This window comes from Virgibacillus halotolerans (assembly GCF_016908515.1).
Lineage (GTDB): Bacteria > Bacillota > Bacilli > Bacillales > Amphibacillaceae > Virgibacillus_M > Virgibacillus_M halotolerans.
This window is the reverse complement of the sequence record NZ_JAFBEA010000001.1, coordinates 1,039,662-1,051,910: the sequence shown is the minus strand read 5'-3', so window position 1 is coordinate 1,051,910 and position 12,249 is coordinate 1,039,662. Positions and strand designations below refer to the sequence as shown.

10 protein-coding genes are annotated in these 12,249 nt (G+C 40.4%); 6 read left to right on the top strand and 4 right to left on the bottom strand.

The features are described 5' to 3' along the window. Nucleotides 1-6 precede the first annotated feature (6 nt). The 3 genes from JOC34_RS05870 (at nucleotide 7) to JOC34_RS05860 (ending at nucleotide 3,697) form a co-directional block, all read left to right on the top strand. Entirely contained in the window at nucleotides 7-1,545 is a 1,539-nt protein-coding gene (locus JOC34_RS05870) for an AbgT family transporter (RefSeq protein ID WP_205135768.1), read from the top strand. A 16-nt stretch (nucleotides 1,546-1,561) separates the two neighbouring features. Then, entirely contained in the window at nucleotides 1,562-1,990 is a 429-nt protein-coding gene (locus tag JOC34_RS05865; protein WP_205135767.1) for an OsmC family protein, read from the top strand. 288 nt (nucleotides 1,991-2,278) lie between these two features. Continuing rightward, a complete protein-coding gene (locus tag JOC34_RS05860; protein ID WP_205135766.1) occupies nucleotides 2,279-3,697 on the top strand; it encodes a DHA2 family efflux MFS transporter permease subunit in 1,419 nt (472 codons plus the stop codon). A gap of 527 nt (nucleotides 3,698-4,224) precedes the next feature. Here the strand turns inward: JOC34_RS05860 and JOC34_RS05855 are convergent. After that, nucleotides 4,225-5,475 (bottom strand): DNA polymerase IV, encoded by a 1,251-nt coding sequence (locus JOC34_RS05855; protein WP_205135765.1) that lies wholly within the window; start codon nucleotides 5,473-5,475, stop codon nucleotides 4,225-4,227. A gap of 253 nt (nucleotides 5,476-5,728) precedes the next feature. On the opposite strand from JOC34_RS05855, the gene dacB reads away from it, so the two are divergent. Further along, nucleotides 5,729-7,087 carry a D-alanyl-D-alanine carboxypeptidase/D-alanyl-D-alanine endopeptidase gene (gene dacB / locus JOC34_RS05850; protein WP_205135764.1) on the top strand — a complete coding sequence of 453 codons (1,359 nt, stop codon included), beginning with the start codon at nucleotides 5,729-5,731 and terminating at the stop codon, nucleotides 7,085-7,087. 43 nt (nucleotides 7,088-7,130) lie between these two features. Here the strand turns inward: dacB and JOC34_RS05845 are convergent, their stop codons facing one another. Then, entirely contained in the window at nucleotides 7,131-7,826 is a 696-nt protein-coding gene (locus JOC34_RS05845) for a hypothetical protein (RefSeq protein WP_205135763.1), read from the bottom strand. A gap of 101 nt (nucleotides 7,827-7,927) precedes the next feature. On the opposite strand from JOC34_RS05845, the gene JOC34_RS05840 reads away from it, so the two are divergent. Next, nucleotides 7,928-8,689, top strand: coding sequence for a gluconate 2-dehydrogenase subunit 3 family protein (locus JOC34_RS05840; RefSeq protein ID WP_338062646.1), 762 nt, complete (start codon nucleotides 7,928-7,930; stop codon nucleotides 8,687-8,689). Between the two features lie 20 nt (nucleotides 8,690-8,709). Then, nucleotides 8,710-10,425: a GMC family oxidoreductase gene (locus JOC34_RS05835; RefSeq protein ID WP_205135761.1), complete on the top strand. Its 1,716-nt coding sequence runs from the start codon at nucleotides 8,710-8,712 to the stop codon at nucleotides 10,423-10,425. Nucleotides 10,426-10,505: 80 nt separating this feature from the next. On the opposite strand, the gene JOC34_RS05830 is transcribed toward JOC34_RS05835, so the two are convergent. Then, nucleotides 10,506-11,741 (bottom strand): MFS transporter, encoded by a 1,236-nt coding sequence (locus JOC34_RS05830; protein WP_205135760.1) that lies wholly within the window; start codon nucleotides 11,739-11,741, stop codon nucleotides 10,506-10,508. Further along, a complete protein-coding gene (locus tag JOC34_RS05825; protein ID WP_205135759.1) occupies nucleotides 11,741-12,169 on the bottom strand; it encodes a MarR family winged helix-turn-helix transcriptional regulator in 429 nt (142 codons plus the stop codon). Before JOC34_RS05825 ends, JOC34_RS05830 begins: the two co-directional genes overlap by 1 nt. Nucleotides 12,170-12,249: the final 80 nt, after the last annotated feature.

Genomic DNA, 12,249 nt, shown 5'->3' with positions numbered 1-12,249 from the left:
GGCAAGATGAATCAATCAAAACCATCTAAATCAATTCGGATGTTGAACTTTATTGAAGAAAAAGGAAATAAATTACCTCATCCAGTGACAATCTTTATTATCTTTACCCTCATTGTAATCGTCTTGTCCCATATACTTTACTTAATGGGAACGAGTGTGAGCTTTGAAGGCGTAAATGACGAAACAGGGAAATTGGAGATGCTAACCGTAAAGGCGGTCAGTTTACTTCTTCCTGAAGGTATTGCCTACATGTTTTCACATGTAGTCGAAAACTTTACCTCTTTTGTAGCGCTAGGACCGGTATTGGTAGCGATGCTCGGTGTTGGTGTCGCAGAAAAAAGTGGTTATATTAGTGCAGTAATGACGAATACTGTTACAAAAGCACCAAGGAAACTTGTCACACCTATCGTCGTGCTGATGGGTGTATTGTCAAATGTTGCTGCATCTGTTGGCTATGTTGTACTTGTGCCGCTCGGTGCGATTATTTTCTTAGGATTTAAAAGACATCCGTTGGCCGGTTTATCAGCTGCCTTTGCTGGTGTAGCGGGGGGATATTCCGCCAATCTCTTTTTAGGTACAAATGATCCATTATTAAGCGGGATTACAACAGAAGCTGCCAATATATTAAATGCTACATATGTTGTTAACCCCACCGATAACTGGTTTTTCATGTTTGCCTCTACCTTTTTAATTGTTATTATAGGAACGATTATTACGGATAAGGTCGTTGAGCCAAAATTGGGTAAATACGAGCCACATGAACCAGTAGCGGAACAGCGTGAAATTACGAAACTGGAGAAGAAAGGTCTACGCTGGGCAAATATTTCCGTTGTACTCACAGTTATCATCATTGCTTTACTTGTCATACCTGAAAATGGCGTATTACGAGGTGAGGGCGGCAGTATTATTACATCCCCATTTATGAGTAGTATCGTCTTCATTATGATGCTTATTTTTCTAGTTCCTGGTATTGTTTATGGATTCGTTACAAAAACGGTGAAAAATGATAAGGACGTAGCCAACCTGATGGCTTCTTCTTTGGAAACAATGGCTGGTTTTATTGTATTAATCTTTTTTGCTGCACAGTTTGTCGCGTTATTTAATTATACAAATTTAGGTACGATTATTGCTGTAAAAGGTGCTGATTTATTACAAGTTATTCATTTAGAAGGTGGCCCATTACTTATATCTTTAATTGTTATTACAGCTTTGATTAATTTATTTATTGCTGCTGATTCAGCAAAGTGGGCGATTATGGCACCCGTTTTTGTGCCTATGTTCATGCAAATGGGAATTGCTCCAGAAGTGACGCAAGTAGCTTATCGGGTTGGGGATTCCGCAACGAATATCATTTCTCCATTAATGCCATTTTTTCCGTTAATCGTTGCTTTTGCACAGCGTTATGGTAAGAAAAATGGTGTTGGTACCGTGATTTCTCTTATGTTGCCGTATTCGATTATTATTCTTATTTGCTGGTCTATCTTCTTTGCTATTTGGTATTTGCTAGGCATTCCATTTGGACCTGGTACAAGTTTGACTTATTAAAGGAAGGGTGATTGAAATGAAAGTAACAACAACATGGACAGGTGGTAGAGCTTTTACCGCAGTAGGTGATTCTGGTTACGATATTAATATGGATGCGACGGAAGCATACGGTGGACTAGGAAAAGGTGCGACACCAACTGAAATGCTTTTAGGTTCCTTGGCTGGCTGTATTGGCATTGATATAACGATGATCCTCAGACCGCATTTAGAAAAAATTGATCAAATAAAAATAGAAACAGATGGGATCAGAAAAGAAGAAGCGCCAAAGGGTTTTACGGATATTAATGTGACATTTATCATTGATGGTGACATTGACAGCAAGAAAATCTGGCGTGCGATTCGTCTGGGAAAAGACAAATATTGTTCTGTGTCTGATTCATTAAAAGCAACGATTAATTTTAGATTGATGTTGAATGGGAAAGAAGAAGAAAATGTATCGTTGTAATTTAGAAAGATTTAAAGTATCTTTTAGCGAAAAATAAAACATACCGTAATCAGCAGTTTTTCCTTCCTCATGTCAAAAATATTTTATTTACTATTGGGTTGCCAAGTTGAAATAGTTTCAAATTGGGAATGGTTATGGTATCCTGCTCTATTGTATCTGTTTTTTAGTTACTAACTAAATATATGATTTTTATCGCAGTTTGGCGGGTAGTAAAACTCTCACTGAATGAAGTTTCACTTTATATAATGACATGATAAATATTAACATGTAAAAGAAAGAAGGAAAAATATGGTTGAACATCAAAAACCGGCACAATCACAAAAGGAAGTTAACAAAATTCCAGTTATGATTATGCTGATTTCAGGCGCTTTTGTGGCGATCCTGAATCAGACATTGCTAGCAACGGCATTGCCGCATATCATGAGAGATTTAAATCTCGATGCAAGTGTTGCTCAATGGCTACAGTCTATTTTTATGCTTGTGAATGGTATTATGATTCCAATCACTGCCTTTTTAATTCAACGTTTTACAACAAGAGGATTATTTTTCACAGCGATGGGCCTGTTTGCTTTAGGGACAGCAGTTTGTTCCGTCGCCCCCAGTTTCGCGTTTTTAATGGCAGGTAGAATTCTACAGGCATCAGGCGCTGGTATTATTATGCCACTGATGCAAACAATTCTGTTTATGATCTTCCCGATTGAAAAGCGTGGTACAGCGATGGGATGGTTCGGAATGGTTATTGCCTTTGCTCCTGCAATCGGACCATCGTTATCTGGCTGGCTTGTCGAACAGTTCCCATGGAGAAGCTTGTTTATTGTCATCTTGCCAATCGCGATCATTGACCTTATCGTAGCTTACTTTGTACTTAAAAATGTGACAAAACAAACATATCCAAAATTGGATATACTATCTATCATATTATCCACATTAGGCTTCGGCGGATTATTGTATGGGTTTAGTTCCGCAGGTGGCGAAGGATGGGCAAGTATGCACGTAGTGGTTCCAATGATCATTGGAGCGTTAGCACTTGTGTGGTTTATTCTGAGGCAGCTTAAATTGGAAGAGCCAATCCTGGAATTCAGGGTATTTAAAAATAAAATCTTTACGATTACAACTGCACTAGGCATGGTTACATTTATTGCCATGATTGGGGCTGCCGTTGTTTTACCGTTACTAATGCAAACCATGCTTGGGTTCAATGCATTCCAATCAGGTTTAATGCTTTTACCTGGTGCTATTATCATGGGAATTGCTAACCCTATTACAGGGAAATTGTTTGATAAATTTGGTGCGAGATACCTTACAATTACCGGTTTATCGATTCTCACGATTACAACATTTATGTTTACGAATCTGGATGACCAGACAACATTTCTGTATTTAGCAGTAGTCAACGCGGTTAGAATGATTGGAATTGCAATGGTCATGATGCCCGTGACAACAGCCGGGTTAAATCAGTTACCAGCAGATTTAATTCCACATGGTACGGCAATGAACAATACGATGCGTCAAGTTGCGGGTGCTGTTGGAACGGCTTTGCTCGTGACTGTTATGTCAAATAGTGCAATACCTAATGAGGGTGTCAATGGACTTATCCACGGCGTCAATGTTTCCTTCATTGTTGCAGGTATTTTTGCGATTATTGGGCTTGTGCTGTCTTTCTTTATTAAAAAGCCACAGCCACATGTATATACGGAAAACAAATAAAAAAAGGGTAAAGTCTCACGATTAGGTGAGGCTTTATTTTTTGACTGTTTTCACATAGTTTGTTGCGATTGCTACCACAGTTGATAGAAACTACGACATAACATACCCTCTGGAAATACACTACGCGCATCCTAACGCGCATCCTAGGGCTCGCGCTGAGCCTCCTCGCAAAGAACGCTGAGACCACTGAAAAAGTAAAATATAGCACTATAATATGCGGATCTACCATCGCATCTTCGAATATACTGAGCTTTCCGCGGGCGAGTGTCGAGTCTCCTCGGACTACCGTCCTGCGGGGTCTCGTCGATCTCTTATTTCCCGCAGGAGTCTCCGTATATTCGAGATGCTAGATTAAGGTGAAAAACAATATTTTTTAAAATCTTCCCCTTTTTCAGTGACTTCGAGAACGCTACGGGGTCTCAGCGTCTTCGCTTTCCCGCTGGAGTCTTCGTGTATTTCCTTCGCTGGTATGTGCTTTGCAACTTCATCATATTCATTTATTGCTTCATTAAACAATTGCTATTTTTTTACGCTTTATGGCCGCCGATTTTTGTACTGCGATCCAATATAATGCCTGCATCGGTGTAACTGGAAGCGCGCAGGATAGCAGTTGATCCGAATCTATCGCGAATCGCGTCCATCACATAACCAATATCATTTTTCTTTGAACGATCCTCAAACAAATCCAGTTGTGTTTCCCTTTTTTCAAATAGCTGATCAAGGGTAACATATACATGTCTTATATTGCTGTTTCCGTCGTAGAATTGGTTGAAAAGCTGCATACAGATCCGATAAATATCCATGGTTACGTTGGATGGATGGGTAATCGATCTTGAACGGGAAAACCCACCAGCTGTTTCTTTGGTGTAAGATATACCGAGGTGAATTGTTTTCCCAACTTTGCCCGCGGTACGTGCTCTGCGACAAACTTCTTCACAAAGATCGAGTATACAAGTGGCGACCTCGTCTTTGGTATAGTCGCGCAATAAGGAGATTCCATGCCCGAAGCCTTTTTGCTCTGTCTTGGTGAAGTTACCATACACTGGGCTTAAGTCAATGCCCCAGGCATGCCAGTATAGCTGTTCACCCATCACGCCGAATCGTTTTTTAATACGTTCTAATTTAAAATTAGCGAGTTGGCCCAGGGTGATGATTCCCATTCGATTCAAGTTACGCTTCATTCTGCTGCCGATCCCCCAAATTGCCTCTACAGGAAAAGGCCAAAGCTTTTCCTTCACATCTTCATACCTACACTCGACTATACCATGCTTTTTAGCATGCAGATCCATCACAACTTTTGCGAGAAACTTGTTATCCCCGATACCAATCGAACAAGTAAGTCCAAAGGTTTCGAGCATGTCGGACTTGATTTGTTCAGCTATTTCCCACGGACCACCGAACAATTTCTTGAGTCCATTCACGGTTATCCAAACTTCATCAACAGAATACGGATGAATTGCTGTTTTCGGCGCATATTGATTCATCAGTTTGGTTATTTCAACGGAAACATGTAAATAATCCGCCATGTGGGCTGGAATGATATGAACGTCGGGATCATTGGGTAACTCAAAAAAACGGCTCACATTACTGATTCCGTATCTTCGTTTTAATTCTGGGGACGCGGCAAGGACAATGCTGCCAGATCTGTTTGGATCCCCAACGACTGCGAGCATTGTTTTCATCGGATCCAATCCCAATTTTACCGCTTCTACACTTGCATAAAAAGATCGTATATCAATACATAAGACATCATTACGCGGATATGTCGAATAATCCATGTACTCATCACCTTTGAGGAACGTTTGTTCTTATTGTATGTAGAATCTATTTAATTATCAATGGGAATTTATGGGGAAAGGCGGAAATATAGCGACAGCAATGGCCTCGAAAAAATATAATATTTAAAAAGGTATATTATGCAACTTGAGCCCCACATTGCCAAACTTGCGCAACAAAAAAGGAATCCAGCACCTTCATCTAGAAGTATTATATAAGGATAACCAGAACTAACCTCATAAAGGGGCATCATAAATGAAAAATAAACTAAACGAATACATAAAAAAGGAACCGAAATTAGCTGGTGCTTTCATTGGCATGAGCGTCAGAAATGCTGAAACTGGCGAAATGTTGTATGACTACATGGGAGATACGCGGCTAAGACCGGCTTCTAATATGAAATTACTGACAGCCACTGCAGCACTTTTAGTATTGGGGAAGGATTATACTTTTGCGACTGAAATTTTAACGGAAGGTCTACTTAAGGGGGAGCGGCTCCAAGGCAACCTTTATATCAAAGGGAAGGGAGATCCTACATTGCTGCCATGTGATTTCCAAGAGATCGCTAAGCAACTGTATACGCTTGGTATAAGGGAGATTTCCGGAGATATCATTGCTGATGATACCTGGTATGACGCTGTTCGTTTATCGCCAGATATGATCTGGAGTGATGAACAATTTTATTATGGCTCACAGGTATCAGCATTAACGGCCTCACCAGACGAGGACTATGATGCCGGCTCCATCATCATCGGAGTGAGCCCTGGTGCCCGCATTGGCGACACACCAGCAATCAATATTTATCCAAACACAGATTATATAAAAATCGTTTCCACTGCGATAACGGGGGCACATGATCTGGAGGCGGATATAACGATTGAGCGAAGTCACGGTGGGAATACGATCCTGATAAAAGGAATGATCCCTATGAAGGCTGATCCGATCAAAGAATATATCGCAGTATGGGAGCCAACTGGCTATGCGTTGAATTTATTCAAACAGGCATTAAGGGATAATGGTATTTTATGGGAAGGAGAAGCGGATTCAGGAAAAACGCCAGAAAGTGCTGAAATATTGCTGACACATCACTCCATTCCCTTATCTGAATTACTCATTCCCTTTATGAAATTAAGCAATAACGGACACGGGGAAATTTTATTGAAAGAGATGGGTAAAGTTGTTTACGGGGAAGGGAGTTGGGAGAAGGGCTTGGAAGTATTAGAAGCAGTACTTTCCGAGTATGGAATGAATACGGATACGATCTTTATCAGGGACGGGTCCGGCATATCACATGCCAATTTAATTCCGCCGAATGAAATTTCGAGGTTGTTATATACGATCCAACAAATGGTTTGGTTTCCTATGTTTTTACATGCTCTGCCAGTTGCGGGTTATTGCGAGCGGATGATTGGTGGTACACTAAGCGAACGACTGGAAGGCACCACCGTACAGGCCAAAACAGGAACGATTTATAGTGTGAGTACATTATCGGGTTATGTAACAACGAGGCAAAATAAAGTGCTCATCTTTTCAATTATGATTAATAATCTACTTGATGAAGAGGAGGGAAAGGGGATTGAAGACAATATTGTACGTTTATTAATCGATGACTAAAGCAAAAAATCCCCTCCGAATTGGCAGGGGACTTTTAATGTTCTTATTTACTCATTTCCAATAGCTGATGCAAATCCTCTGATGCGGTCTGGTAGGAATTGTTCATGATATCTTCTTTAATCCGGTCAATGAGCGCTGTTGCATCCGGATTTGTGACAGTCAGAATTTTAACATTCCCATCAAACATATCGTTTATTTTGTCTCGTGCTTGTTTTAAATTATCATGCGTATCATCATTTTTATTTTGCGAACCCTCTACGCCTTTAGGTTCCCCTTTACCTTCCATACCCTCTGTTCCGCTCAGTAAATCGCGTTGCATATCGTCATACTCGTGTGAGGTTGTTTCCGGATTGTTTCGTGCCAAAATCATAGAATCATCGACAACGAACACTTTTACACCCGTAATGCCTTCTCCTTTCAGGATAGATTCAAAATAAGAAGAAACACCGCCTTCATGAATACCGGAAGTGCCAATCGTGCTGTAAATATTATTCCCCATCCCTTTATACTGTGTACCATACTCATTGGTTGTTTCAGTCTTATCCCCAGATTCACTTGGAATAATTAAAGGATTGTCTAAATTTCTGCCGTCCGCCGGTGGATTATCAACAACATTTTGTGTTTTTGCGCCATTTGGCTCATTTTCAGCAGCTCGTGGCTCATCATTTGTACAAGCGGAAAGAGCTGTAATTACACCAATGATAAGCATTATTATTGTTATTTTACGTATTTTTATCATTAAGTAACCTCCATATTTAATTTACTTGTATCATGCCCAAAAAACTTTTATGTATGAATGGTTAATTCTGGTGACATAATAAAATGAATTGTTCACAGGAGGTGAGTTTTTTGACGGAAGATAATCATCTGGATAAGGAAGAGAAAGAGAGACTGTCACGACGCAAATTTATCAAAAACTCCGGAATAGCAGTCGGTGGACTTGCAGTTGGTGGCGCGTTAGGAAGTGTAATCCCCTGGAAGAAAGAGACGGGTAATCAAGGGATTGAAAAAGGTGCCAAAGGTGAAAAAAATTACAACCAGGCGTTAATGAATTTTACCCAAGCAGAATTTAAGGTCATTGATGCAGCTACGGAGCGTATTTTTCCAAAGGACGATAAGGCTCCGGGAGCATCTGATTTAGGTGTGGCTTTTTATATTGATCACCAATTGGCAGGTTCCTATGGATTTAATGCAAGAGACTACATGGAAGCACCGTTTTTCCATGGGGAAGAGGTTCAGGGGTATCAAGGCAGAATGAAACGTAGGGAAATCTTTAAAATAGGCATACGTGAATTGCAAAATTACAGCCATGAAAAGTTTGATAAAGGATTTACGGAATTGGAAGCAGATCAACAGGATGAGATTTTAAAAGATTTTGCGGAGGATAATGTGAATTTAAGTACTGTTTCCGCAAGTGGATTTTTCAATTTACTGCGTAGTGTGACGTTAGAAGGACTGTATAGTGACCCATTATATGGTGGAAACGTGGATATGGATGGTTGGAAAATGAGAAATTATCCAGGGAACCAAATGAGTTATAAAGATATCATTGAAAAAGACTTTCAAGAAATAGAACCAACAAGTTTACAAGATCATATGTAATGATGAAATGAGGTGAAAGCATGGCTAAAAAGTTGCCGAAAGTAGATGTTGTAATTGCTGGTGTAGGTTGGGCTGGTGGTATTATTGCTGCGGAGCTAACCAAAAAGGGACTTAATGTCGTCGGATTAGAGCGTGGTGAGGAGAGAAATACAGAAGATTATTTTATGGTACATGATGAATTGCGATATGCGATTCGTGGTGAGCTGTTTCAGGATTTATCGAAGGAAACAATTACTTTTAGAAGTAATGAAAAAATGCGGGCATTGCCAATGCGGCAATATGGTTCGTTTTTGCTAGGAAGTGGTTTAGGTGGAGCGGGTGTTCATTGGAACGGCCAAACGTTTCGCTTTCTCCCATATGACTTTGAAATTCGTAGTCAAACGATTGATCGTTACGGAAAAGATAAGATCCCTGCTGACATGACGATTCAGGATTGGGGAATTACGTATGATGAATTGGAACCCTATTTTGATACATTTGAGAAAATGGCAGGTATTTCAGGCGAGGAAAATCCGCTCGGACCAAAACGTTCTGATAAATATCCAACAGGACCAATGCTACAGTCTCCACAAATGAAATTGTTTAAGAAAGCGGCTGAAAAACTGGGCTATCATCCATATACCATTCCTTCAGCTAATTTATCTGAGGCGTACGAGAATCCGGATGGTATTTCGAGAGCAGCTTGTGAGTATTGTTCGTTCTGTGAGCGGTTTGGTTGTGAGTATGGAGCGAAAGCAGATCCTGTTGTCACCGTTATCCCCGTAGCTAAAAAGACGGGAAAATTCGATCTTAGAACGCATTCTTGGGTCAGACGGGTCCTACATAAGGATGGAAAAGCAACGGGCGTTCTTTATACGGATGTCACTACTGGAGAGGAAATTGAGCAACCGGCAGATATGGTCGTTCTGACAAGTTATGTTTTTAATAATGTGAAACTCTTATTGAACTCTGACATTGGTCGTCCTTATGATTCTGCTACAGGGAAAGGCTCAATCGGTAAAAATTACGCATACCAGGTGGAAAAAGGGGATGCGACAGGTTATTTCAAGAATAAGAAGTTTAATAACTTTGCAGGTGCTGGAGCACTAGGCATGACCCTTGATGACTTTAATGGAGATAATTTTGACCATAGCGACTTGAATTTTATTCACGGAGGCTATCTTGCCATGGGCCAGACTGGTGCAAGGCCGATTCAAAACAACCCAATTCCTGCTGGTTCGCCAACCTGGGGTAAAGAATTTAAGGAAAACTCGCTGAATTATATCAATCAAACATTATCGGTTTATGGGATGGGGGCAAGTATGCCATATCAACATCATTACCTTGATCTTGATCCGATATATAAGGATACATTTGGCGATCCGTTGATTCGAATGACATATGACTTTAAAGAACAGGATCGGGAGCTGGCAAAATTCACAGCCAAAAAATCTCGAGAAATACTTGAAGAAATGGGTGCGGATCACATAGATTCCATGGACGAGCTTGGTCCTTATAACATTACGACGTATCAATCCACACATAATACGGGTGGTGTGATTATGGGAGCAGATCCGGATACGTCCGCAGTGAATAATTATTTACAAATGTGGGATATGGAGAATCTGTTTGTAGTTGGTGCTTCAGCTTTTGCCCATAATAGTGGATATAATCCGACAGGTACGGTTGGTGCTTTAGCCTATCGAGCGGCAGAAGGAATGCTGAAATATAGTAAAGACGGTGGATTGCTCGCTTAATAGATAGGAGCGCGTGCCGTAAATGAATAGGAAAACCAAAATGCCTGATACGCACTTCGTATCAGGCATTTCTATGAAAGTTATTTAGAGCTCGTTGCTTCTTCATTGTAAATTGCTGGTCGTTTCACATACTTCGGTTTCTCTTTTCGTGTAAGATACATGTTGAATATCAACATCGTAACAATGACCAACAACGCGCCAATTAAATACATATTTTTAAATCCAAAGTTGGCAACAATGAGACCCCAGATAAAGGCGCCAGCGGCAATACCTGTATCATAAAAAATGAAAAAGGTTGAGATCGCGTGACCACTTCTGGTACTGTCTGTTGTTTGAATGGCCATTGTTTGGAAACCGGGAAGTAATGTACCGTATCCCAATCCAATCAATCCTGCGGCAATCAATAACATCAAGGCCGTATTGGTAAAGCTTAGAAAGGCCAGACCGATAGCAAAAATAAACAGACTTGGTATCAGAACAAATTTTGCCCCGCGATTATCAAATGCTCTTCCAAGTGATGGTCTGAATACAAGCATCACAACCGCAAAAACGAGGAAGAAATAGCTTGCAGTGGAGGAGAGTCCGATGGAATCCGCATAAACAGAAATGAACGATAAAATACTGGCATATGCAAAACCAACCAAACCACTGATCGCTGCCACTGGCAATGCTTTGGTTTCAATTAGATCACTCCATTTTAATTTGAAAGAAACAACGTCATTCTGCTTGGCAGCTTCTAAATGGGCTGGAACCCGAACAATCATGGAACAAAGCACACCAACGATCATAAAGGTAAATAAGACGATGAAGAGGGCTTGAAATGATACAAATTGCAGCAAGGATAACCCGATAAACGGACCGGCGACAACAGCCAGATTCATTGCCATTGCAAAATATCCCATCCCGGCACCTCGCCTTGATTCAGGAATGACATCTGCTGCAATCGCTCCTGTCGCAGTGGAAATGAGCCCAAATGATAGGCCATGTATGAAGCGTACTACCAATAATGATGAAAATTGATCAATCCAAATATAAATAACGGACGTTGCCGCAAACAGAGCGACACTAATAACAAGACCTTTTTTCTTTCCAAGGATATCTAATATCTTGGCAGAAAAAGGTCGAATAATTATTGCAGCGATTAGCATTACTGTAACAACCAGACCTGCTTCTGACTGTGAACCTCCCAAATGCTTCATCACATAAATGGGTAGTGTTGTTAATAAGGTGTAAAAGACAGTGAAGACCAAAAATTGGGTAAGCGAAATACTAATAAAACTTTTGGTCCATATTTTCTCTAGTTTCTTTTCTTTCATTATGCATTCTCTCCTGTTGTTCCAATTTTACTTAATAAATATTGTAATTGTTCCTTTTCTTCTAACGATAGACCAGCTAACATTTCCAGTTCAAATTGATCCATCGTCTGCCTGATGGGCGTGAATTTTTGCCTGGCTTCCTCCGTCAGTTCGATGACGCGCTCCCGTTTGTCATTTCCTTGTTTACGTACGATCCAGCCGCTTTTTTCCATGCGTGATAATGTACGGGTAACAGTTGGTGCTTCCACATTTAAGTATTTCCAAATAGCAGTTTGTGTCATTGGTCCAAACCGATCAATACAAAAAATAATAGACCACTGGGAGGCGTATAGCCCATGGTCACTTAGCCGTTGATTTACTTCCTTTGCCAAAAGCCGACTTTGTTGGTTCAACATATGAATTAAATTTTGATTGGTTAGGTTATCCATTGTTATCTTCCACCTTTTTATTTACCTGGGTAAACAATTTCACTTCCCCTATATTACAGGATAAAGGTTTTTTTGTAAAC